Source organism: Sulfurimonas lacustris, from assembly GCF_059705355.1.
The window spans coordinates 141402-163697 of sequence record NZ_AP046125.1; the positions used below are offsets into that span (position 1 = coordinate 141402).

General features: G+C 42.7%; 23 protein-coding genes and 1 tRNA gene. 20 read left to right on the forward strand and 4 right to left on the reverse strand.

All coding sequences use genetic code 11. The features are described from left to right. Positions 1-23 precede the first annotated feature (23 nt). From AC6H4V_RS00700 to AC6H4V_RS00730, 7 genes are all read left to right on the forward strand, one after another. Complete coding sequence (locus AC6H4V_RS00700; RefSeq protein WP_497607093.1) at positions 24-1349, forward strand: NFACT family protein; 1326 nt, start codon at positions 24-26, stop codon at positions 1347-1349. 126 nt (positions 1350-1475) lie between these two features. After that, positions 1476-1778, forward strand: coding sequence for a hypothetical protein (locus AC6H4V_RS00705; protein ID WP_497607094.1), 303 nt, complete (start codon positions 1476-1478; stop codon positions 1776-1778). A gap of 41 nt (positions 1779-1819) precedes the next feature. Further along, entirely contained in the window at positions 1820-2575 is a 756-nt protein-coding gene (locus AC6H4V_RS00710; RefSeq protein WP_428728781.1) for a phosphatidate cytidylyltransferase, read from the forward strand. Between the two features lies 1 nt (position 2576). Continuing rightward, entirely contained in the window at positions 2577-3644 is a 1068-nt protein-coding gene (gene dxr, locus AC6H4V_RS00715) for a 1-deoxy-D-xylulose-5-phosphate reductoisomerase (RefSeq protein ID WP_497607095.1), read from the forward strand. Then, positions 3641-4618 (forward strand): tRNA (adenosine(37)-N6)-threonylcarbamoyltransferase complex transferase subunit TsaD, encoded by a 978-nt coding sequence (gene tsaD / locus AC6H4V_RS00720; protein WP_497607096.1) that lies wholly within the window; start codon positions 3641-3643, stop codon positions 4616-4618. Before dxr ends, tsaD begins: the two co-directional genes overlap by 4 nt. Positions 4619-4725: 107 nt before the next feature. Beyond that, positions 4726-5229 (forward strand): thiol peroxidase, encoded by a 504-nt coding sequence (tpx, locus tag AC6H4V_RS00725; RefSeq protein WP_428728784.1) that lies wholly within the window; start codon positions 4726-4728, stop codon positions 5227-5229. 160 nt (positions 5230-5389) lie between these two features. Next, entirely contained in the window at positions 5390-6142 is a 753-nt protein-coding gene (locus AC6H4V_RS00730) for a TIGR04219 family outer membrane beta-barrel protein (RefSeq protein ID WP_428728785.1), read from the forward strand. 3 nt (positions 6143-6145) lie between these two features. Here AC6H4V_RS00730 and AC6H4V_RS00735 read toward each other — a convergent pair whose 3' ends face one another. After that, positions 6146-8245 (reverse strand): helix-hairpin-helix domain-containing protein, encoded by a 2100-nt coding sequence (locus AC6H4V_RS00735; RefSeq protein WP_497607940.1) that lies wholly within the window; start codon positions 8243-8245, stop codon positions 6146-6148. Beyond that, positions 8241-9155 (reverse strand): DUF234 domain-containing protein, encoded by a 915-nt coding sequence (locus AC6H4V_RS00740; RefSeq protein ID WP_497607097.1) that lies wholly within the window; start codon positions 9153-9155, stop codon positions 8241-8243. The genes AC6H4V_RS00735 and AC6H4V_RS00740 overlap by 5 nt, the downstream gene beginning before the upstream one ends. A 110-nt stretch (positions 9156-9265) precedes the next feature. Here AC6H4V_RS00740 and AC6H4V_RS00745 point away from each other — a divergent pair. The 3 genes from AC6H4V_RS00745 (at position 9266) to AC6H4V_RS00755 (ending at position 11185) form a co-directional block, all read left to right on the forward strand. Beyond that, positions 9266-9341: transfer RNA gene (locus AC6H4V_RS00745), tRNA-Arg, on the forward strand. Between the two features lie 33 nt (positions 9342-9374). Continuing rightward, on the forward strand, positions 9375-10940 hold the full coding sequence (fliK, locus tag AC6H4V_RS00750; protein ID WP_497607098.1) for a flagellar hook-length control protein FliK: 1566 nt from the start codon (positions 9375-9377) through the stop codon (positions 10938-10940). Next, entirely contained in the window at positions 10937-11185 is a 249-nt protein-coding gene (locus tag AC6H4V_RS00755) for an EscU/YscU/HrcU family type III secretion system export apparatus switch protein (RefSeq protein WP_497607099.1), read from the forward strand. The genes fliK and AC6H4V_RS00755 overlap by 4 nt, the downstream gene beginning before the upstream one ends. Here AC6H4V_RS00755 and AC6H4V_RS00760 read toward each other — a convergent pair. Beyond that, positions 11182-11400, reverse strand: a complete 219-nt coding sequence (locus AC6H4V_RS00760) for a hypothetical protein (protein ID WP_428728789.1) — start codon at positions 11398-11400, stop codon at positions 11182-11184. The genes AC6H4V_RS00755 and AC6H4V_RS00760 overlap by 4 nt on opposite strands. Before the next feature lie 75 nt (positions 11401-11475). Here AC6H4V_RS00760 and AC6H4V_RS00765 point away from each other — a divergent pair, with 75 nt between their 5' ends. From AC6H4V_RS00765 to AC6H4V_RS00810, 10 genes are all read left to right on the forward strand, one after another. Next, complete coding sequence (locus tag AC6H4V_RS00765; protein ID WP_497607100.1) at positions 11476-12726, forward strand: EAL and HDOD domain-containing protein; 1251 nt, start codon at positions 11476-11478, stop codon at positions 12724-12726. A 15-nt stretch (positions 12727-12741) separates the two neighbouring features. After that, the gene (gene dbpA / locus AC6H4V_RS00770) at positions 12742-14112 is read left to right on the forward strand and encodes an ATP-dependent RNA helicase DbpA (protein ID WP_497607101.1); all 1371 of its coding nucleotides are present in this window, start codon (positions 12742-12744) and stop codon (positions 14110-14112) included. Further along, a complete protein-coding gene (locus AC6H4V_RS00775; protein WP_497607102.1) occupies positions 14100-14612 on the forward strand; it encodes a M48 metallopeptidase family protein in 513 nt (170 codons plus the stop codon). Before dbpA ends, AC6H4V_RS00775 begins: the two co-directional genes overlap by 13 nt. A 45-nt stretch (positions 14613-14657) precedes the next feature. Then, a complete protein-coding gene (locus AC6H4V_RS00780; RefSeq protein ID WP_497607103.1) occupies positions 14658-15467 on the forward strand; it encodes a nucleotidyl cyclase domain-containing protein in 810 nt (269 codons plus the stop codon). Between the two features lie 130 nt (positions 15468-15597). Beyond that, entirely contained in the window at positions 15598-17820 is a 2223-nt protein-coding gene (gene topA, locus AC6H4V_RS00785; RefSeq protein ID WP_497607104.1) for a type I DNA topoisomerase, read from the forward strand. Beyond that, on the forward strand, positions 17769-18341 hold the full coding sequence (locus AC6H4V_RS00790; protein ID WP_497607105.1) for a YfcE family phosphodiesterase: 573 nt from the start codon (positions 17769-17771) through the stop codon (positions 18339-18341). Before topA ends, AC6H4V_RS00790 begins: the two co-directional genes overlap by 52 nt. Beyond that, positions 18338-19186 (forward strand): biotin synthase, encoded by an 849-nt coding sequence (locus AC6H4V_RS00795; RefSeq protein ID WP_497607106.1) that lies wholly within the window; start codon positions 18338-18340, stop codon positions 19184-19186. The genes AC6H4V_RS00790 and AC6H4V_RS00795 overlap by 4 nt, the downstream gene beginning before the upstream one ends. Next, entirely contained in the window at positions 19186-20358 is a 1173-nt protein-coding gene (locus AC6H4V_RS00800; RefSeq protein ID WP_497607107.1) for a cation:proton antiporter, read from the forward strand. The genes AC6H4V_RS00795 and AC6H4V_RS00800 overlap by 1 nt, the downstream gene beginning before the upstream one ends. Next, positions 20345-20788 (forward strand): hypothetical protein, encoded by a 444-nt coding sequence (locus AC6H4V_RS00805; protein ID WP_497607108.1) that lies wholly within the window; start codon positions 20345-20347, stop codon positions 20786-20788. Before AC6H4V_RS00800 ends, AC6H4V_RS00805 begins: the two co-directional genes overlap by 14 nt. Next, entirely contained in the window at positions 20785-21189 is a 405-nt protein-coding gene (locus AC6H4V_RS00810) for a thioredoxin fold domain-containing protein (protein WP_428728799.1), read from the forward strand. The genes AC6H4V_RS00805 and AC6H4V_RS00810 overlap by 4 nt, the downstream gene beginning before the upstream one ends. On the opposite strand, the gene AC6H4V_RS00815 is transcribed toward AC6H4V_RS00810, so the two are convergent. Next, positions 21182-22138 carry an NAD(P)-binding domain-containing protein gene (locus tag AC6H4V_RS00815; RefSeq protein ID WP_497607109.1) on the reverse strand — a complete coding sequence of 319 codons (957 nt, stop codon included), beginning with the start codon at positions 22136-22138 and terminating at the stop codon, positions 21182-21184. The two genes, AC6H4V_RS00810 and AC6H4V_RS00815, sit on opposite strands and share 8 nt — an antisense overlap. Positions 22139-22296: the final 158 nt, after the last annotated feature.

Below are 22296 nucleotides of genomic sequence, written 5' to 3' on the forward strand. Positions count from 1 at the left end.
TCTATGTATGCTAAAATCCTCTTATGAAACTATCACACCTAAAACAAATCGTTACGTATCTGCAAAAATTTACAAAGATATCTGCTGTCTATAGAGTAAGCGACACGACCATAAAAGTTGTCTTTGAGAGAGAAGATGAACTCTACTTTGAGATGCAACGCTCCAACTCCAAAATCTTCAAATGTGCCTCTTATGAGCGTTCCAAAGTTTATAACGCCCCCTTTGATGTGCTTTTGGCAAAACGGTTTAACCGTGCCAATATTTTAGATATCTCTCTTGTGGGCGGAGATAAGATTTTGCGCTTTGAAACTTCTGTTGCCTCGGCTTACAAAGAGGAAAAGAGCTTTTTACAGTTTGAATTTACTGGAAAATATACTAATGTGATTATCCTAGATGAAAACGAAATAGTACTTGAAGCACTCCGTCATGTGGACTTGTTCTCATCCTTTCGTGAGGTAAGAGTAGGACAAAAACTTCTCAGCGCCCCAGTGGCTCCATATGAGGCAAAAGAGTATCCGCTTGAGGATGTGGAAGCGTTTTTGTATGATGAGTATGAGGTGGAGATGCAAGAAAAACTCTCCTCTCTAAAAAAGCAGAAAATCGCACTTTTATCTAAAAAACTAAAAAAATTTGAAGAGCTTTACGGTGCGCTAGATGATGAGAATGAGCTAGAAGCCAAAGCGGCGCAATATAACCATTTTGGAAATCTGCTTTTGGCAAATATGCACACGCTCAAACCCTATCAGATGGTTGTTGAGGTAGATGACTATGATGGGAAAAAAGTAAAAATAGAGCTTCACAAAGAGTTCTCCTCCGTTGCCATGATGGCAAATTCACTCTTTGGCAGAAGCAAAAAAGCCAAACAAAGAGCCGCATATCTGCATATAGAGCGAGAGTCGCTTCTCTCAAAGATTGAGCATATGAAACTCTTTATCCATACGGTTGAAGAGGCGAAAGATACCGCAAAAATCCAGCTTCTTTTTCCAAAAAATGTTCAGGCTAAAAAGGTAAAAACCAACGATTCTATCGAGACTTTTTGGATAGAAGGGTACAAAGTGAGCCTCGGAAAAAATGAAAAAGGCAACATCGAACTGCTCCAAAATGCAAAAGCAAAAGATATCTGGCTTCACATGAAAGAGCGTCCATCGGCGCATGTTATCATTACCACCGACAAGCAAAATGTGCCAGAGAGAGTTATAAAAGGGGCGGCAAGGCTCTGTGTGGACTTTACGATGTTTGAGAAAGACAGATATTTGGTCGATTATACCCCACGCAGAGAAGTAAGTGTGCAAGAGAGAGCCAATGTGCTCTACAATAAGTACAAAACTATAGAGATAGATACGAGGTAAATTCTGCCTCTTCAGAGGCAAGCTTTAGTGCCTTAGCGGCTAGCGAAGCAAAAGGGACGAGTTCCTTTTGCGGACAAATAGATGAAGGGTTTCCTTCATTTTACAAAGTAAAATTAAGGAAATGTTATGGCGGTAGGGTTAGTGGCAAATGCTATTTATGTAAATCAGCAGACAGCGACTGTGTCATCTGTGCATAACGCCCACAACAACCGTGTTGATTTTCAAAATATGGCGGCACAGACTGCTGCGCAAGAGAAGGAAAATGAGGTTGTTGAGGTGCGCCCGACAGAGGAGAACCAAGAGATTAACCCCGACCGTGAACATCAGAAAAACGAAGCAGATCAAGAGAATGCACGAAGTAAAAAAGAGGAAAAAAAACCTCAAAAAGAGGAATCCCAACCGCTCCACATACTCGATATTAAAGTCTGATTTGCTATAATTTCTCATTATAGGAGTAAAAGGGATTTGGTATGAGTATGTTAAGCGCCCCAAAGGAACGAGTAATTACAGGTTTTTCACTTGTAGCACTGGTTCTTGTTATAGGTTTTATAGATAATTTTTTTCTTATATGGTTCTGTCTTGGGGCGATTTATATTGTCGCTTTTTATGAGGCGATGAAGTTGTTCGCTGTAAAAAATAGCACGCTTGTCTATTTTGCAGTCGCTCTTTGGGTTCTTGGAGCAGTTTATCCACATAGTGATGATCTCTTTGCATTGGCAGCTCTGGGGTATGCAAGCGCCATCGCTTTTAACAGAGAGTTAGATCGTAGAGTTTTTCTCCCTTTTATTTATCCAACAGCAGGAATGCTTTTTATCTTAGCGCTTTACCAAGATTACGGCATTTTAGCTCTTTTTTGGCTTACCGTTGTGGTTGCTCTTACGGATGTTGGTGCATATATAGTTGGTAAGAGCATAGGAAAAACGCCTTTTAGCCCAACTTCTCCAAACAAAACTCTTGAGGGGGTGCTTGGAGGCATTATAGTAGCGGCATTAGGCGGTATGTTTGCTGGGCTTTTTGTGGTAGATATGGGTGTCGCGATTATTATCTCTTTGGCAGTTTCTCTTAGCTCTGTCTTTGGAGATCTTTTTGAGAGTTTACTCAAAAGAGAAGCGGGCGTAAAAGATAGCGGCAATATTTTACCAGGGCATGGTGGTATGCTTGATAGGGCTGATGGCTACCTCTTTGGCGGTATCGTCATGCTTGTCCTTCTGCGCGGGTTAGTCTGATTTGATACTGCTCGGTTCTACAGGCTCTATCGGTGTAAACACTCTTGAGGTTGCCAAAAAATTCTCGATGAACGTTGAGGTTTTGGTCGCCGGAAACAACATCGAACTTTTAAACTCCCAGATAAAAGAGCATAATCCCAAAGTAGTCGTTATCGCAAACAAAGCTGACCTCCATAAAGTAAATCACAACAATGTTTTTGGTGGAGAAGAGGCGATTTTAAGAGCCATAGAAGAGGCGAAAAGCGATTTGGTAGTCAATGCGCTTGTCGGTTTTTTAGGCTTGCGCCCAACACTTACAGCCCTTCAAGCAGGCAAAAAAGTAGCTCTTGCCAACAAAGAGTCTCTTGTTGCATGCGGTGCTTTTATAGACACTTCAAAGATTCAACCCATAGACAGCGAACATTTCGGACTTTGGTACTTGATGCAAAACCGCCCCGTAGAGAAGATGATTATCACCGCAAGCGGCGGAGCATTTCGTGACTGGGATATTGCACGGCTTGAGAGTGCGACACTCGAAGATACCCAAAAACACCCAAACTGGTCGATGGGGCAAAAGATAACCATAGACAGCGCAACCATGATGAACAAAATGTTTGAACTCCTAGAAGCTAGATGGCTCTTTGGCGAGGGTCGTTACGATGCCATCATTGAGACAAAGTCGCTCATCCACGCACTCATCGACTTTAAAGACGGCTCAACCACTGCACACTTTGCCCATGCCAGCATGCAACTCCCCATCGCCTTTGCACTTGATGGTAAAATGCAAGAAAATATCCTCCCGCATGTCGATTTGCTAAAAATCGGCTCATTAGAGTTTCGTGAGATAACAACAGACAGATACCCGATTTGGCGCATCAAAGAGGAACTTCTAAAAAACCCGTCTCGTGGCGTAGTGGTAAATGCCGCAAACGAAGCCGCTATCGAGAAGTTTATTAAACAAGAGATAGGCTTTATGGATATAGCAAAAACGGTTATAAGAGCTTATGAAAAGTTTGATACTCTGCCAAAAAGCGTCGATGATGTATTTGCTCTTGATAAAGAAGTCAGAGCTTTTGTAGGTGCAAAATGATTTTAAGTATAGAAAGCTCATGCGATGACAGCGCAATTGCCATAACGGAGATTGCCACAAAAAAGCTTCTTTTTCATAAAAAGATATCCCAAGAGTTGGAGCACTCTGTTTATGGCGGTGTTGTTCCCGAACTGGCGGCAAGACTTCACGCGGAGGCACTTCCTAAGATTTTGGAGGAGTGCAAACCCTATTTTAATGACTTAAAAGCTGTTGCGGTCACTACGACTCCGGGGCTTAGCGTAACGCTTGTGGAGGGGGTGATTATGGCAAAAGCCGCCTCTATCGCACTAAACATCCCCATCATCGGAGTAAACCATCTTATCGGGCATATCTACTCTTTGTTTATAGAAAAAGAGGCGGTTTTTCCGCTTACCGTTTTGCTAGTTTCAGGCGGGCATACGCAAGTTATGGAAGTAAAGAGTTTAGAAGAGATAAAAACGGTTGCGAAAAGTATGGATGACAGCTTTGGAGAGAGCTTTGACAAAGTGGCAAAAATGATGCACCTCGGTTATCCGGGGGGTCCTGTTATAGAGAAGCTGGCAAAAGATGGAGATAGAAAAAAGTACAACTTTACCGTTCCGCTTCATCAGTCTCCGCTCATTGCATTCTCCTACTCGGGGCTGAAAAACTCCGTGCGGGTTGCGCTAGAAGATGCAAATGAGAGTGACTACAAAGATGTCGCTGCTTCTTTTGAGCATATAGCGACGATGCATATCATCCAAAAGCTCAAAAAGTATTTTAAAGAAGTTCCGCCAAAAACCTTTGCCATTGTTGGAGGTGCAAGTGCAAATCTCTATCTCCGTTCACAAATAGAGGAACTTTTAAAACCTCACAATGCAAAATTGCTCTTAAGTGAGCTAAAATACTGTTCTGATAATGCGGCAATGATAGGCAGAGTAGGGGTTGAGATGTATGAAAAGGGTTTGTTTAGCCCTCTTAATGCGCTTGAAATCTGTCCAAAAAGTGTCATTTAACTTAAGAGGTGCTTAGTGATAAGAGCTCTTTTTCTAATTAAGAGTTAAATTATCCGTTATTATCTATACTTCTTCCATCAAAATTAAAAACAAAAAAAGGAGCCAAAATGGCAACAACGAAATTTAAAGGTTCAGACGTAGAATTATTAGGAAATCAAGTAAATGTAGGTGACAAAGCACCAGAAGTTACAGTTGTAAACTCGGCTGGTTTGGGTGATGTAGTAGTTGGTGGCGCACAAGGTGTAAAACAACTCATCATCGTTGTTCCTTCACTTGACACTGGTGTATGTGCGACTGAAACTCGTAACTTCAACGCAAAAGTTGCAAACCTTGAGGGTGTAAAATCGACTGTTGTTTCTATGGACCTTCCATTTGCATCTGGCAGATTCTGTGCAGCAGAGGGAATTGATAAGTTAACTGTTGCATCTGACTTCAGAAACAAAGATTTTGCTAACGCTTATGGTGTTTTACTTGGTGGTTCAGTTCTTGCAGGTGTAACTTGTAGAGCGATTTTTGTAATCGATGCAAATGGTGTTGTTACATACAAAGAAATCGTTCCAGAAATCACAGAAGAGCCAAACTACGACGCTGCTCTTGCTGCTGCTAAATAATTTCACTTACGTCTAAAACACCGCTTCCCCTCTAAAGCGGTTTTTAAAGCAGAGGTGTTTTACCATCACCTCTTTTTTATTTCTCCTCCCTCTTTTTTAAGGGCTTTTGCCCTTTCTTTTTGCTACAATTTTTCATTACTACGACATAAGGAATTTTCAAATGAAAAGAAGTTTTTATGCACTCACATGTGCAGCAGTTTTGGCTTCCAGTGCTATGGCTGATATAGCGAGAGTTGAGATGGGTGCCGGCATCTGGTCTCAAAGCCCAAAAGGTAACGCAACTTACACGGACGGCGGAGCAAACGGTTACTATGTTTCTAGCCAAAAAGAGGAGAGTTCGCCTTATGTTTGGGCGCTTATCAAGCATCCACTCCCTGTCGTGCCAAATCTAAGACTAGAGTATGTAAGCATCGAAGATAGCGGCGTTGCAAGTGGGCAATTTAAAGATTTTGACATCGGTGCAGCAACAACGACCCTCTCTTATGAGATGAAACAGTACGACATCATCCCATACTATAACATTCTGGATAACACCTCTTGGATAACGCTTGATTTGGGTCTGGATATCAAAGTCATCGACGCTTCTTACACAGCGGCTCCATCAGGTCTCTTTACAGGCTATAGTGACAGTGTAACTTTTGCTCTTCCGCTTCTTTATGCAAGAGGCAGAGTTGAAATTCCGGCGACAAATATCGGCTTAGAAGCGGATGTGAAGTACATCACAACGGGAGATTCAACCGCTTATGATGTAAGAGCAAAAGTTGATTATACTTTGGACATTACCCCGCTCATTCAGCCAGCTTTAGAGGTAGGTTACAGGATACAAAAACTTGATATCGACGAGAGCGGTGCAGATGCAAAACTTGACATCGACTATTCGGGGTTTTATGTAGGAGCAATGCTTCGTTTTTAACGCTTAGCCCACAAGGCTAAGTCCAACTTTTCCTTTTTCTTCGTCTATTGAGATGACCTCGATTTGAGGCAGATATTGGTTTAGCGAGAGAACTTCAAGCGGATGGGAGATTTTTGTTGCACTCATCTTTGAGATGTGAATCATGCCGTCATTTTTCAGTCCGATATCCACAAATGCGCCAAAATCGGCAATATTTCTCACAACTCCAGAGACAAAACTTCCTACACTAAGCATTTTAATATCCGTTATGCCATCCTTAAACGGAATGGGCGGCAGCTCTTCTCTTGGGTCAAATCCAGGTTTTAGAAGCTCTTTTAGGATATCTTTGAGTGTCTCTTCTCCGACATCCAACTCTTTTGCTTTTTCTTTCACATCAACAGTCGTCAAATCAAGAGCGAGAAGTTTTTTTGCGACTTCGTAACTCTCAGGGTGGATTCCGCTGTTGTCAAAAATATTTTTGGAGTTTTTGATGCGGATAAATCCTACCGCCTGCTCATACGCTTTTTTACCCAAACCTTTTACTTTTAAGAGCTGCTCTTTTGTTGAAAATACACCGTTCTCTTCTCTAAAAGCGATGATATTTTGCGCCACTTTTGCGCCAATGCCCGCGACGTAAGAGAGAAGGGAGAGGGATGCGGAGTTTATGTCAACACCCACACGGTTAACCAAATCTTGCGTAACATCGCTTAGTTTTTTCTCTAAAAGTTTTTGGTCAACATCATGCTGATACTGCCCGATACCCAAGGATTTTGGGTCTATCTTAACCAAAGCCGCCATCGGGTCTTGAAGTCTTTGCGCTATGGAGATAGCGCCTCTTATGGTTACGTCAAGGTTTGGGTACTCCTGCGAAGCTATCTTTGAAGCGGAGTAAACGGATGCTCCCGCTTCTGAAACAACCGTGTAGTTTAGCTTAACTCCCTCTTCTTTGTTGATGCGGGCAAAAAACTCTTGCGTCTCTCTTGAGCCTGTTCCGTTTCCGATAGCTACACCCGTGATGTTATACTTGTTTGTTAGTGTTATGACCCTATTTTTGGAGTTTTCATAATCCTTTTGAGGCTCAGTCGGGTAGATGACGCACGACTCAAGGTAGTTGCCGTTTTCATCAATAACTGCTAGTTTGCACCCTGTTCTAAAAGCTGGGTCAACTCCTAAGATAACTCTCTTTGTCACAGGCGGCGTCATAAGAAGCTGATTGAGATTTTTGCCAAAGACCGATATTGCCGCTATGTCGGCTCTCTCTTTTAGCTCGGTGTGAACTTCTCTCTCAAGCGATGGAAGCAAAAGCCGTTTTAGCCCATCTTTGTATGCTTCAAAAAGAAGCTCTTTTGACGATGAAGCGTTGCGAGGGATTTTGTACTCTTTTATGTTTGCTTCCAATCGCTCTATATCTATGGTTATCTTTACAGATAGCTCTTTTTCGTTTACTCCACGCATGACGGCAAGGTAGCGGTGAGATGGGATGTAAGCTACTTTTTCGCTTTTGCCGACAAAGTTTTTAAAAGTTCCGTTTTCATCAAAACTTTTTGTTTTTTTAATCTCTAAAACACCATGGCGAAGCATATTGCCACGGATGGCTTCACGCTCTCTCGGCATATCGGCATATCGTTCTGCCAAGATATCTTGCGCACCTTGCACCGCTTCATCTACAGAAACAACACTCCCCTTTACAAACTCTTTGGCTTTTGATTTAAACTCCTCAACACTCAAAACAGCTTTTTCTAACATGTTAGCAAGCGGTGTTAGTCCGTTTTCTATAGCAGTTGCTGCACGGGAGTTTTTCTTCTCTTTGTATGGGCGGTAGATATCTTCCAAAACACGCAAACTCTCAGCCTCATCAATGCTTTTTTTGAGTGCCTCGCTCAAAGTTGCTCTCTCGGCGATGAGCCTTGAGACCTCCTCTTTTCGTTCCAAGAGTTTTTTCGCACCCAGAAACACGCTCTCAAACTCTCTTAGCACTTCATCGTCCGCACCGCCCGTCATCTCTTTGCGGTAACGGGCTATAAAAGGGATGGTCGAACCCTCATCAAGAAGTTTTAAAATATTTTCTACATGCTCACGTTTGAGAGCCGTTTTTTTTGTTAGTAAAGTGACTAAAGTGTTAATATCTTTTTCCCACACATTCTATAAAATCTTTTTCGCTCAAATCCTCACTAAGTGTTTTAAAATTTTTAAGCCCGAGGAGTTTTAGATCCTCGCCTTTTAAAGATTTTAACTCATTTGAAAATCCGCTCTTAGAGACAATAACGGAGATATCAGGTGTGAGCTCTGCTAAGCGGCACTGCTCTTGAAGTCGGCTAAGGTCACTTTTTTTGGCTTTTTGGTTGGAGTATTTGCATATGCCAGCAACAACTTTGCCAGATTTTGTTTTTGCCAAGATGTCGATTTGTGTCTCTCTGTCCCAGTAGCTTCCAATCTCCACAATCGGGTCATCCCCCAAGCTTTTTTTGATAAGCTCACTTGAGAGTTTTTTAAAAGTAAGCTCATAAAACTCACTTTTACGGTTTGCAAACGACTCCATCGCCTCTTTAAAATCGCCATCTTTGATAGTCTTAAAATAGGGAGAGACAAAAGCAAACCAAAAACGCATAAAAGGAGTGTTAAAGTGCAGTTTTTCGTCTATTTTTTCCTCCTCATTTGGCGGTGATTCGAGTGAGTATTCACGTTTGAGAAGATGTTTAGAGCAGAGCATATCTATGGCTTTTTCTCCCTCGGCTCTTGAGATGCGCGCTCGCTTAAGTGCCGAGTGAACCCTGCCATCACCGGTTGCAACCGCACTTAAGAGTGCGTGGCTCGTTTTGTCGCTTTGTGTGAGTTTTGTAATGTCACCGTGAATGTAGGTGTAGTTTTTCAAAACTTTGCTTTCAATGAGCGCATCAAGAGGCCGGCTCATATCAACACCCCAGCTCATACCGCCAAAAACAGAAAAATACTCTAACGCCTGTTCTAACTCTTGGGGCTTGTTTTGAAAACAAAAGGAGCGAAACTGTTCTAAAAGTGAAGGGTGTTTTGCCATAAGAGGACCTTTGGTTGGTTTTTGAAATTATACTTGAATAAAAATTATAGAGAGTATGAATAGAAAACTCTATTGAAAGTTTTTAAATGCTAAAATTCCATCCTTCTTTGCTCCTCATCGCTTAACAGGATAAAGCAGTCCCCTCCTAAGGGATAGCTCGAGGTTCGATTCCTCGTGGGGAGACCACAAAAAAAGAGCAACAAATGCTATACTTCAACTATGATAAATCTATCCGTAAACAAGCATCTTGAGATTATTGTTCCTAACACTAACAAGGCGTTAGCGGTTGTTTTAAAAGAAGCCACTCCAAAAGAGATGGAGGCAATTTTAAAGAACAAGGATTTAGGCTCTGTTTTAGGCTCTATTTTAAAGGAGAGCGCACAAAATAGTGATGCTAACACTGCTCTTTTAGGGCTTGTCAAAAGCAACCCGACGCTTAAGAGTTTGGGTGATGTCTCTGGGACGATAAAAGAGCTTCTTCAAGTGCTTGAGGGTGAAAAAAATCCTCCACCCGTGCAGGGAGTTTTGAAAAAATTTCTTCTCGATATAAAAGAGGTAAGCGAACCCGCTCTTAAACAAAAATTTGAAAATTCTGGTGTTTTTTTGGAATCCAGACTTAAAAATGTACAAAATCCTCAAGCAGAACTCAAAAATCTACTACAAGAACTTGAAAAAACTATCACAAAAAGTGATATGCCCGCTGCAAAACTAGCACTCCGAACTACCAAAGAACTCTTAGCCATGCCCATACTCAAAGAGGCAACGTCAGCGTCCATTGCAGAGATGTCCAAAGATGATAAAACTGCATTGGTGCGTTTGGCAAAAGGGGTTGAAGAGGTTGTCTCAAAGCTTAATGAGGGGGCAAAAAGTACGGATGCACTGCACACAAAAGCTTTTGAGAAGCAACTTGCAAAACTTGAGTTTCTCATAACGCCAAAGATGTTAAGCACGGAAAACTTTAAGGCGGATGCGCTTGTCGATACGCTGCAAAAAATGAGTGTGCAGATAGAACAAAGCCCACAGTTGATGCAAAGTACAAAACCAGAGCTTAAAGGATTACTAGAGACGCTTACAAAACTTGTAGAGACTTTTAAGGGTGGCGAAGTTGCTCAAAATCCAAAGAGTGTAGAGGAGATGCGCGGCGTGGTGGATGTTTTGAAGGTGGCACTAGAAAAAGCAGACCCCATTTTTTCAAAAGAGACAGCCGCAATCAGTTCAAAGCTTACCGCATTTATCAACCCACAAAAACTCGAAGCGCAAGAGGGTGTTAAAGAGATTTTGGCGCAAGACTTAAAAGCAGTTTTGCTACAGGCAAATGATGAGATAGCAAAGTCATCACACCCAAATCAGCAAGAAATTCTCAAGCAGATAGACAAAGCGCTGCTTCAGATAGACTATTTTCAGCTTGTATCGCATCTCTCAAACTCCTCATCGCTCTATCTTCCCTTTTCGTGGGATAGTCTGCAAGAGGGAAATATCACGATAAACAGAGATAAAAACAGTGCATTTTACTGTGATATCGACCTCACGCTCAAAGAGTATGGTGCGCTCAAACTCAAGCTCACCCTCTATGATGAAAACCAGATAAATATCCACATCTACTCCGATAGCATGGCACTCAAAGAGAGGGTAAAAGAGAACATCGCCTCTTTGCGCACAGCACTTATAGAGGCACAAATCACGCCTAGAGAGATTCGCATCTTTGATGCAACCAAAAAGAATCCACTTTTAGCTTATGGGAGTGAGCAGAGGGATATAGATATGGGATTTGAGGTAAAAGTATGAAAAAAGCAGTAGCGCTTAGATACGATACGACGAAGGAAAATGCGCCGCGTGTGGTGGCAAAAGGGCAGGGAAACACGGCAGAAAATATCATTAAAATCGCCGAACTTCATAATCTTCCAATAAAAAAAGATGAAGACCTTATAGAACTTCTCTCAAAAGTAGAGCTTGACAAAGAAGTTCCAGAGGCTTTATATAGAGCTGTTGCGGAGGTTTTTAGTTTTATCTATAAGGTAAGTAAAAATTAAAACTCCATTTGCGTGATATCTAACCCTTTTTCTTTGAGTTTTTTTCCAAGTTCTAAAATTCTGTTGTTATGCTTCTCAGTCTCCATAAACCCCTCATAGGCACCAAGTTCCCCTTTGTTTACTTTGGTTGCAATGTCTTCTATCTTCATAACAGCTTTTCTGAGCTCCTCAACAAGGTACTCAACCGTGTCCCCTAAAAGTTCTTCTGCTTGCATAGTTTCTCCTTGATTTAGGGCTTTATTGTAGCAAAAATATACTATAATTTGTCATTATATAGCGAGGTTATCTGTATGGAAAATATCTATTTAGGGCGCCAACCCATTCTGGATAGAGATGGAAATCTTAACGCATACGAGGTTTTATACTCGCAGAGAGAAAAAGCGGATAGTTATGCGCAGAATGATTTTCGCTCGGCGATGGTCATTAGCACCATTTTAAACAAGTTCGGAACTAACGAGATACTTGGAGAGCGCAGAGCTTTTGTCAAGATTGGTGAAAAATTTCTTCTTAATGACATTGTTTTTACTATTCCAGAGCAGTTTTTTATCTTCTCTTTGCTTGAAGATGTGCCTATGAGTGAGCGTGTTGTGGAGAGGCTGCAACAGCTGAGGGCAAAAGGTTTTATCTTGGCACTTGATGAGATTATGCTTGATGCAGATACGATGCAAAAGTATAAAGAGGTGTGGAGTGAACTCTCTTATGTCAAAGTAAATATGCATGCCCCATTTATAAACACTCATGAAACAAAAGAGATTATTGAGCAGATAAAAGCAAAAGGTATCGTTGTTGTCGGTACAAAGATAGAAGATGAAGAAAAGCACGAGTTCGCAAGAAATTTAGGATGTGGACTTTTTCAGGGCTATTTTTTTGCGGAACCAAAAATTTTTGAGAGTAAACAGTATGACCCCACACAAGCAAATATTTTAGGACTCTATAGGCTGCTTATGGAGGATACAAATATTGATGAGATAACGGCAGAGTTTGAGAAAAATCACGCTATTACTCTCCAACTTCTTCGCTATATCAACTCCGGTATCTTTCATTTTCAAAAAAAGATAGCATCCATCCACCATGTTTTGGTGCTTATGGGAAGAACGCCGCTTGCACAGTGGCTGATGTTTATGATCTACGCAAAGGCAGTTGCAAAAGGTGGTGAAGTCTCGCCTCTTGTGCTTATGGTGGAAAATCGCACAGAACTTATGCGTTTGATACTGAAAAAACTCAAGCCAGATGCTGGAAGCAATATGCTTGGTCAAGCTTATTTTGTCGGTGTTTTGTCGCTCCTAGATACTATTTTTGGAAGAAAAATCGAAGATATTTTAGAGGAGTTGCATGTAGATGATGTGGTAAAAGATGCGCTGCTTTATGAAAAAGGGCTGCTCGGCGAGATATATGCGCTTGTTAAAGATATAGAGCAGTTTCATACGGAAAAAGTCGCTCTGTTTGAGAAAAAATACAACCTCCAAGGGGCAATACTTGATGATTTGGTGCTTGATAGCATGAGACAGGTAGCGCTTTTTGAAGATGCAACGAAACTATAAAAAAGAGAAACAAAAGTGCAAAAAAAAGATTTTTCCATTCTTCCACTTAGTAAAGAGATGCTCCGTAACCTTGGTGAAATAGGCTTTGAGGCGATGACACCCATCCAAGAGGCTAGCTTGCCTTACATCTTAGAAGGCAGGGATGTGATAGCGCAGGCAAAAACAGGAAGCGGAAAGACGGCAGCGTTTGGCATTGGGCTTCTTAGCAGGCTTGATGTTAAAAAGTTTCGTGTTCAGTCTTTGGTGCTTTGTCCAACCCGTGAACTCGCCGATCAGGTGGCTAAAGAGCTACGGCTTCTCGCCAAATTTGCGCACAATATAAAGATTTTGACGCTTTGCGGGGGCGAGGCTTTTGGACCACAGTTAGGCTCACTCCGTCATGGTGCACACATCGTGGTAGGCACTCCAGGGAGGATTTTAAAACACCTCAAAAAAGAGTCGCTTCTGCTTGAAGATGTGACGACGCTCGTGCTTGATGAGGCGGACAGAATGCTTGATATGGGTTTTAGCGAAGAGATAAACGAGGTTTTGGATTTTGTTCCACAGTCACGACAAACACTTCTCTTCTCTGCAACTTTTGCGGATGAGATTTTATCTATCAGTGCATCGATACAAAAAGATGCCATTAGCGTAAAAACAACCCATCATGAAGTTGCCAACAAGATAACGGAGCGATTTTATGAAGTACAAAATGGACAAAAGATAGATACGCTTATCAATATTTTGAGTAACTTCAAACCTAACAACGTTATCGTGTTTGCAAACACAAAGGCTGAGGTTATAGAGATAGCCCAGACCCTGCAGAAAAACAGAATCGACGCACTCGCAATTCACGGCGATTTGGAGCAGTACGAGAGAAATGATGTGTTAGTGCAGTTTGCTAACAAGAGTTGTCCCGTGTTAGTGGCAACCGATGTCGCAGCAAGAGGACTTGACATCAAAGAGCTCTCTATGGTTGTTAACTATGACCTGCCACACAGCCAAGAGACTTACACACACCGCATCGGCAGAACGGCAAGAGCGGGAGCAGAGGGGCTTGCATTTACACTTTTTGCTCCTTACGAAGAGGAGAAGATAGAGGAGTACAGAAGCGAGAACCGCCTTTTTGAGGAGGCATGTAGCTTAGAGAAACAGAGCGGTTTTGAGATGAGTGCGCCAAATATCACGCTTGTTATCGAGGGCGGCAAAAAAGAGAAGGTACGTGCAGGAGATGTTTTGGGTGCGCTCACAGCGGATGGCACGCTTAAGGGAGATTCTATCGGCAAGATAGATATTTACGACAAGCAGAGCTATGTTGCCATAGAAGCTTCCAAAATTGATGAGGCGTACGAGAAGCTCAAATATGGCAAAATCAAAGGAAAGAAGTTTTCGGTTTGGATTCTTTAAAATATCTGCAACACTATCCGGAAGCAACAAAAAAGCAGGTTTTGGAGCTTCTTAAGGAAGAGAAGTTGGCGCATTATCTCAAAGGCAGATACCCAAATGCCCACGCCATAAAAACAGATAAAACACTCTTTACTTATGTCAATGAACTCAAAAACGCTCATATAAAAAATGCTCCCCCACTCAGTAAAGCTCTTTATGATGGCAAGATAAATGTCATCCACAACGCATTGGGGACGCATCATATCGTCTCAAGAGTTCAGGGTGCAAAGCTTAAGAGCAAAAATGAGATTCGTATCGCGTCGATTTTTAAAAATGCTCCGTTGGAGTTTTTGGAGATGATAGTTGTCCACGAACTCGCACACTTTAAAGAGAGGGAGCATAACAAGGCTTTTTACGCTCTTTGCCTCTATATGCAGCCCTCTTACCACCAAGTAGAGTTTGATTTGAGGCTCTATCTTACGCAAATGGACGCTTTTGGCAAAATAGATACGTGGAATTAGCCGATATAGCTAACCCAAGGCATTTAGTATAACATAGGAGTTTTTATGAGAGAAGAGACAAGTTTAGCCATCATTCGCGCGATTGCGGATGCACAAAAAGATTTGATAGTGGTATTTCAAGAAAAAGAGCCTCTTTTACTCAACAAAGCTTTTGAGAAGTTTTTTGCCGTTGCATCGCTAGAGCAGTACAAGCAGGAGTTTGGTCCTTTTGTACGCAACTTTGTCCCGCATCCCTCCTACTTTCACGGCGAGGGACTAGCAAAAGGAGTAAGCTGGATTGATGCGATTTTAGAACTCGATGCCCCACAGCGCCTCGTAAGCATGGTAACGCCGACTTATGAGCCACATGCCTTTTCTGTCGCCATCCAAAAGATTGAGGAGTATGCCGTCGTTACATTTAGCGACATCACTCAAACCCTCATCAAGCGCATCATGATTGAGAACAACACAAGTATCGATGCCAAAAGCGGAGCGTACTCAAAAAACTACTTTATGCAGATAGCCCAAAGCTTCCAAGATGCCGCTCTTTTTAACAAAAAAATCATAAATGCAGTGCGTATAGAAGTGAAGAAAAAAGATGGCACGCAACTAAGAGAGGATGTAGAGCTCTTAAAAACACTCACAAATAGTCTAAAGAGTGTCATTCGCCAAGACGATATGCTCATTCGCTGGGATGAGAACACTTTTGTGGTTCTCTACCTCGTAGATAACGCCGCAAACGCTGAGGCAATGCTAGGAAAACTCCAATCGCTCTCACAAAAAAAAGAGGTAGAAGGGATGGCGTGTTCTTTGCACCATTTCATTCAAAAAGAGGGCGAGAGCATCAAGAGCTTTGGGTCAAGAATCAGTTTGTGATTTTGGCTCGCAAAAAATCTTCTCGTTGCTAAAGGAGTTTTTTCAAAAAGACCTCCGTTTCTACTATTTCTATTTTTTTTGATACACTTGCAAACTTAAAAGCCATACCATATATATAGGAAACTCTATTTTGAACCTCATTATCGTCGAATCACCTGCTAAAGCAAAGACTATCAAAAACTTCTTGGGCAAGGAGTATGCGGTTATTGCGTCTAAAGGGCATATACGGGATTTGCCTAAATCTCGCTTTGGCATCACCATAGATGAGCAAAATCATCTCATCCCCGCTTATAGCGTTGCAAAAGAGAACGCGGCAACAGTCAAAGAGATCAATGATTTGGCGAAGAAGTGCGATACGATTTACATCGCAACCGATGAGGACCGTGAGGGGGAGGCGATAGGGTGGCATATCGCGCATGCTATCAAAAAAAATCCTGAGGAACTTCCTCGCATCGTTTTTCATGAGATTACCAAGACTGCCATTACGCATGCACTCGAAAATGCGCGCAAAATCGATATGGATATGGTCAACGCACAACAAGCTCGCCGTATCCTTGACAGAGTGGTGGGGTACAAACTCTCTCCGCTTCTTAGCTCTAAAATCCAAAAAGGGTTGTCTGCAGGGCGTGTGCAGTCTTCTACGCTCAAACTTGTGGTCGATAGAGAGCGTGAGATTCGCTCTTTTGTGGCGGAGGAGTTCTGGACTATCGATACACTTTTTGTAAAAGATATAGAGGCTTCGCTTGTAACGCACAAAGGGGAGAAGCTTCAAAAACTCTCCATTACCAACAAAGCCCAAGCGTTGGAGATAGAAAAAAGCGTTAAAGGCGACTCTTTTGTCATCACACAAATCGAGACGAAAGAGAGAAGAAGCGCAACGCCTCCGCCGTTTATGACCTCAACACTCCAACAAGTCGCTTCAAGCAAGCTGGGATTTACTCCTAAAAAGACGATGATGGTAGCCCAAACGCTTTATGAGGGTGTAAAAACTCCAAGCGGAACATCGGGTGTCATAACTTATATGAGAACAGATTCACTCAACCTTGCTCATGAAGCAGTAACGGCTGTTCGCGGTGTTATCGAGAGCAGATTTGGTGTGAAGTATCTTCCAAAAGAGCCAAAAGTCTATACGAAAAAAGCAAAAGGGGCGCAAGAGGCGCACGAGGCTATCCGCCCGACGATGTTGCAGTTTACACCTGAAGTGGCGCAGAGCTTTTTGAAGCCTGACGAGATTAAGCTTTACCGCCTTATCTATGAGCGTTTTATGGCGTGTCAGATGAATGATGCCATCTTTGAGCAACAGAGCATCACGTTTAGCGGAGAGGAAAATATCTACAGAGCTATCGGGCGTAAGCTTACGTTTGATGGTTTTTACGCACTCACAGGGGCAGAGGACAAAGACAAACTCCTTCCGACACTCAAAGAGGGCGAGGTTGCTTCGTTGCAAAGTGTTAAACCGACCCAACACTTCACAGAACCTCCGGCACGCTACTCTGAGGCCTCACTTATCAAAAAGCTTGAGAGTGAGGGGATCGGTCGTCCATCTACTTATGCGCCAACCATAGCAACACTTAGCAACAGAACCTACGTGACTATCGAGAAAAAGCAGATCATCCCAACGGAGATGGCTTTTACGGTAACGGAGATTTTGGAGAAAAACTTTGCAAACATCGTTGATGTCTCTTTTACGGCAAACATGGAAGAGAAGCTTGATGAGGTGGCCGAGGGACAAAACGACTGGCAAAAACTGCTAAGTGATTTTTATGTTGATTTCTCACACCAAGTTGAAGAGGGAAAAACAGCCATAACATCGCTTAAAGTAGCAACACCACTAGGGAGAAACTGCCCAAAATGCGGTGCTGAGCTTCTTTTACGCTCTGGGAGATTTGGAGAGTTTATCGCATGTAGCGCTTACCCGAAATGTAAATATACAGAGCAAGTAGAGGGCGAGAAAAAAGAGGAAAAAACGGGCGAAGCAAGCGGAGAGATTTGCGATAAGTGCGGCAAAGAGATGGTGCTAAAGAGCGGAAGAAACGGACAGTTTTTGGCATGCAGCGGATACCCTGAGTGCAAAAACACCAAAAGCATCCAAGTAGAGCAAAAAACAAGTGAAACTCCCTGCCCTGATTGTGGCGGCAAAATAAGCCTGAAAAACTCACGACGCGGACCATTTTGGGGGTGTGAAAACTACCCTAATTGTAAATTTATCTCCAAGTTTGAACCATCCACCTATAAGTGTAAAGAGAGCGGTTGTGATGGTGCGCTTGCAAAAAGAGTTTACAGAGGCAAAGAGGTCTATGAGTGTCTGAAGTGCAAAACAAAAACACCAGCAGAAGAGATAGAGCAAAAATAGTGAAAATCGGCATCATTTCAGATACACACAAAAAACCAAAAAAAGCACAGCGTGCCATTGAAGCGCTTTTGCATGACGGGGCGGAGTATTTTATCCACGCCGGAGATATTGTGGATATCGAAGTGCTGCATCTTTTACATGAGAGTAAAGTTCCCTACATCGCTGTTTATGGAAACAACGATGCCCATTTGGCGCATTTTCACACGCAGTTCAACCTTGTGCAAGAACCTTACTACTTTGAGCTTGAAAAGACGCGCTTCAAGCTGATGCATCTCCCTTTTTACATGGCGCCTGATGCTGATGTGCTTGTCTTTGGGCACACGCACGAGTTTTCGCTCCAATACACAAACAACACACTTTTTTTAAACTCCGGAGAGGTGTGTGCAAGAAACAAACCGCTCTCAGAGTGGCTCATGCTTGAGCTTCAAGAGGATGCGTACCATATCACACGCTACACACGCGCCAACAAAAGCGAGAGTGTCGAGAGAGAAAATTTTACCTTTACGAGAGAAAAAAAATGAGCGAGAAGATATTTTTATGCTCTATCTGCAACATCAACAGCGGTACATGCAATGAGGACTGCAAGTTTTGTTCACAAAGTGTGCGTTATAAAGCAGACATTGAACGCTACAAACAAAAAGATATCTCGCTCATCATAAAAGAGGCACAAAATGCACAAAACAGCGGTGCTTTAGGTTTTTGTCTCGTTACCTCCGACAAAGGGCTTAACGACAAAACAGTTGATTTTGTCTGCTCTGTTGCCGAGGTTTTGACAAAAGAGACGCCCAAACTCCGCCTTATCGCATGTAACGGCACGGCAAGTGTGGAGCAGCTCTTAACGCTCAGGGCTTCTGGCATCAAGGCGTATAACCACAACCTAGAGACTTCACGAAACTTTTACCCTCAAATCTGCACAACACACCCATGGGATGAGCGTTATGAAACCTGCAAAAATGTAAACGAGGCGGGTTTGGTGCTTATCAGCGGTGGGATTTTTGGGCTTGGAGAGACACAAGAAGATAGAGTTTCGATGCTTGAGTCTCTTGCTTCTCTTCGCCCTGCTTCTGTTCCCATCAACTTTTACCACCACAATGAAGCGTTGCAACTCCAGCCAAACCCGCTAAGTGTTGATGAAGCGTTGGCACTTGTGGCACTTACACGAAAGATGGTTCCGGATGCACAAAGAATCATGGTTGCGGGTGGTCGTGGGCTTATGTTTGGCGCAAGAGAGGGCGAGATATTTGCCCACGGTGCAAACTCCATTGTTATAGGAAACTACCTCACTACGAGCGGCAAGGCGATGGAGAGGGATTTGGAGATGCTTCACGCACTTGGACTGCAAATCGCAACAACGGTACAAAATTGATGCACGACTCCATTGTCCTTATCGTCACGATTTCACTCATTATCGTGCTCTCTCCCTTTTTTGCAAAAGTTTTAAGAATCCCCATCACACCCGTTGAGATTATCTTTGGTGCGGTTTTTGGCTATGCGGGCTTTTTACATGAGGAGCATCTTTTTGATATCGTTGCGGAGTTTGGATTTTTATATCTGATTTTTATCGCAGGAACGGAGATAAACCTTAAAAGCACACTTAAAACCCCAAGAGAGCTAGTGAGAAAAATCGTTCTCTATCTTGCTATTTTGTACGGATTTTCCATCGCTATAACTCTCTATTTTGGGCTAAGCAAGCTCTTTATGGTGCTTATGCCGCTTATCTCAGTCGGGCTTATCGCTACGCTCTCAAAAGAGTATGGCAAAACACCGTGGCTTGCTCTCTCCATGACGGCAGGAGCCATCGGCGAGATAGTAAGCATCGGCTTTTTAACGCTCACCTCTGCTACGCTTCACACGGGAGTCGGTCTTGGACTTGTGCAAACCATCTTTGCGCTTATCTTCTTTTTACTCTTTATGTTCTCTCTCTTTCGTGCTATTGAGCTTCTTTTTTGGTGGTATCCTGAGGTTGCAACATCGCTTATGCCCCATGATGACAAGAAGGAGCAAGATATCAGGCTCTCCATGGGCATCTTTTTTCTTCTAGTGGGAGCGATGCTCTATCTTGAGCTTGAGCTTGCCTTTGGGGCGTTTTTGGCGGGCATCTTTATCCCTACATTTTTTGAGCACAAAAAAGAGCTTCCTGAAAAACTAGCCTCTTTTGGTTTTGGGTTTTTGATACCTATCTTCTTTATCCATATCGGCGCTTCATTTCACCTTGAAGCACTCTTTATGGACGGACTTATCACAAAAGCGCTTCTTATTACTCTTGCTATGACAGTGATGCGTGTTGTAGCTTCGCTTGTATTTGTCAAAGAGTTAGGGATGACGGACGCCATCTTGATGGGGCTCTCCCACGCAATGCCGCTTACGCTTCTCATCGCCATGGCAACACTTGCGTATAATGCAAACAGTATCAACGAGTTATACTACTATGCGCTTATCTTGGCATCGCTCTTTCAGGCTATCTCTATCATGATAATCATCAAACTTATCAACAACCATAAACTAAAAAAGAAGGAGCAACCGATTGAAGCTGCTTAGAAATCTCTTTATTTGTTTACTCTTGGCATACACTGCACATGCGCAAACTCCTTTTGTCCTCACGGGAGTAAAAAGCTACTATCCCGTGGTAGAGCTAAATACCGACAAGATAGACGCTTCCTACAAAAAGCGCATACTTGATATGCTTGTACAAAAATCTACAGAGCTTGGAGTTGAGACTAAAAATTTCTCTACTCGTTCCCTTGCTTTTCTTATCTCCTACATCGGCGTTGGTGATACATTAGCGCTTAAAATAGAGCTTATGCTTGGTGAGAGTGCTATGCGTCTTGACACCAAAGAGGAGATTTTTGTCCTCTCTTATCTCAATGGACGCATTTTCGTTCCAGAGGATGCAGAGGAGGAGTTGCTAGAGCATGCGGAGGAGCTTTTAGAGATTTTTGCTGCACAATATAAGGAGGATAACCTATGAAAAAGATAGTTCTATTTTTGGCACTCAGTGTTTTGCTTTTAGGCGATGGGTATAAAGAGTTTGCACAAAGCATGCAGTATGAAACAAACTATGAAAAAGCAGTTGGCAAAGCAAAAGCAGAGGGAAAAAACCTTATGGTTCTTATGATAACAAACTACTGCCCGTGGTGTACAAAGTTTGAGAAAAAAACACTGAGCGATACCCAGATAGATGCCATGGTCAAATCTAACTATATCCCTCTTATCATCAACAAAGAGGAGAAAAACTTCCCCTCTTTTTTAAATGCCCCGATGGTTCCGACAACCTTTTTTGTCGATGCAAAAAATCAAAAAATCCTGCATGAAAGTGTCGGATTTTCTAACAAAACTGATTTTGAAAATCTCTTAAAAGCGCTTAAATAGCGCTTTTGTCTTGGATATGACACGCGATGGCGTAGCCGTGGTTCAGCCCCAGAGCTATGCTTCCGCCAGACTCTTGTGTTATGTCTCCCGCTACAAAAAGCCCCTCTATATTTGTCTCGTAGTTTGCATCATGAACGGGTTTGCCATCCTCCTCTTTTATGCCTGAACTTGCCAAAAATGCGCTTGGTGTCGTACCACCGATAGCGTAGATAACCCTATCGTAGATGCGTGGTTCTATGGTGTCAAAGTTGGCTTTAACTCTCCCCTCTTCATTTTCTAGCGACACGATGTCCACGCCCAAAATCGCCTCGACCTCTTTGTGCATGATGGCGTTTGCGATATCTCTTTGGTTTGTAGGATTGGCACGTCTAAAAGTCTCTCGTCTGTAGCAGATGGCTACCTCATTTTTACCGCTCAAGTCAACCGCATACTCGATGGCACTATCGCCACCGCCCACCACAAGCACTCTCTCGCCACCCATGCATGCCTCAAGCGTATAGCCAACCTTGTTTTTTATCTCCGGTGGGATTTTGTAGTCTGGTTTGTTTGGCTTGCCCATCCTGCCGATAGTTACTACCACATACTTTGCATTGACGCTTCCGCCGCCCACAAAAACCTCAAAATATCCATCTCTTTTTTCTATCTTTTGCACCTCTGTATGGGTTTTTAGCTCCACAGAGTGGTGTGCCAAAATCTCGTCAAAAAAGTCCAAAGTACTCTCCTTAGTCCCATCCACAAAGTAGATACGCCCGTCAAGTTCGACTTTTTGCCCCTTCCAATCTTTATCAACCCGCTTATTGTCTTTGTAGTATTTTCGTATGGTAGAGTTGTGGTTTTGGTCTTTTTCAAGCAAGATGATATCTCGAATGCCTTGCAGATAACTCTCCACAGCCGTAGCGATTCCGGCAGGTCCTGCACCGATAATGGCAAGATTGTACATATGGTTCATAAAAAATCCTTTAAAGTTTCTAGTCCCATTTTATACTATAATTCGCAAATGAAACGAAAAACTTCTTGCATAATCTCTGCTTGTTCACTAAGGCTTCACGGTGGGTACCCCAAATCTAGCAAGCTAGATTTGACCCTTCCGTTGCAGAATCGTTCACA

What these genes read in the sequence shown, in the direction of transcription:
- fliK (WP_497607098.1), top strand. Translation starts at nt 9,375, where the DNA reads ATGATAAATCTATCCGTAAACAAGCATCTTGAGATTATTGTTCCTAAC.
- AC6H4V_RS00700 (WP_497607093.1), top strand. Translation starts at nt 24, where the DNA reads ATGAAACTATCACACCTAAAACAAATCGTTACGTATCTGCAAAAATTT.
- AC6H4V_RS00780 (WP_497607103.1), top strand. Translation starts at nt 14,658, where the DNA reads ATGAGAGAAGAGACAAGTTTAGCCATCATTCGCGCGATTGCGGATGCA.
- AC6H4V_RS00740 (WP_497607097.1), bottom strand. Translation starts at nt 9,155, where the DNA reads ATGGCAAAACACCCTTCACTTTTAGAACAGTTTCGCTCCTTTTGTTTT.
- AC6H4V_RS00710 (WP_428728781.1), top strand. Translation starts at nt 1,820, where the DNA reads ATGAGTATGTTAAGCGCCCCAAAGGAACGAGTAATTACAGGTTTTTCA.
- tsaD (WP_497607096.1), top strand. Translation starts at nt 3,641, where the DNA reads ATGATTTTAAGTATAGAAAGCTCATGCGATGACAGCGCAATTGCCATA.
- AC6H4V_RS00815 (WP_497607109.1), bottom strand. Translation starts at nt 22,138, where the DNA reads ATGAACCATATGTACAATCTTGCCATTATCGGTGCAGGACCTGCCGGA.
- AC6H4V_RS00760 (WP_428728789.1), bottom strand. Translation starts at nt 11,400, where the DNA reads ATGCAAGCAGAAGAACTTTTAGGGGACACGGTTGAGTACCTTGTTGAG.
- AC6H4V_RS00755 (WP_497607099.1), top strand. Translation starts at nt 10,937, where the DNA reads ATGAAAAAAGCAGTAGCGCTTAGATACGATACGACGAAGGAAAATGCG.
- AC6H4V_RS00765 (WP_497607100.1), top strand. Translation starts at nt 11,476, where the DNA reads ATGGAAAATATCTATTTAGGGCGCCAACCCATTCTGGATAGAGATGGA.
- AC6H4V_RS00800 (WP_497607107.1), top strand. Translation starts at nt 19,186, where the DNA reads ATGCACGACTCCATTGTCCTTATCGTCACGATTTCACTCATTATCGTG.
- AC6H4V_RS00795 (WP_497607106.1), top strand. Translation starts at nt 18,338, where the DNA reads ATGAGCGAGAAGATATTTTTATGCTCTATCTGCAACATCAACAGCGGT.
- AC6H4V_RS00810 (WP_428728799.1), top strand. Translation starts at nt 20,785, where the DNA reads ATGAAAAAGATAGTTCTATTTTTGGCACTCAGTGTTTTGCTTTTAGGC.
- tpx (WP_428728784.1), top strand. Translation starts at nt 4,726, where the DNA reads ATGGCAACAACGAAATTTAAAGGTTCAGACGTAGAATTATTAGGAAAT.
- AC6H4V_RS00730 (WP_428728785.1), top strand. Translation starts at nt 5,390, where the DNA reads ATGAAAAGAAGTTTTTATGCACTCACATGTGCAGCAGTTTTGGCTTCC.
- AC6H4V_RS00705 (WP_497607094.1), top strand. Translation starts at nt 1,476, where the DNA reads ATGGCGGTAGGGTTAGTGGCAAATGCTATTTATGTAAATCAGCAGACA.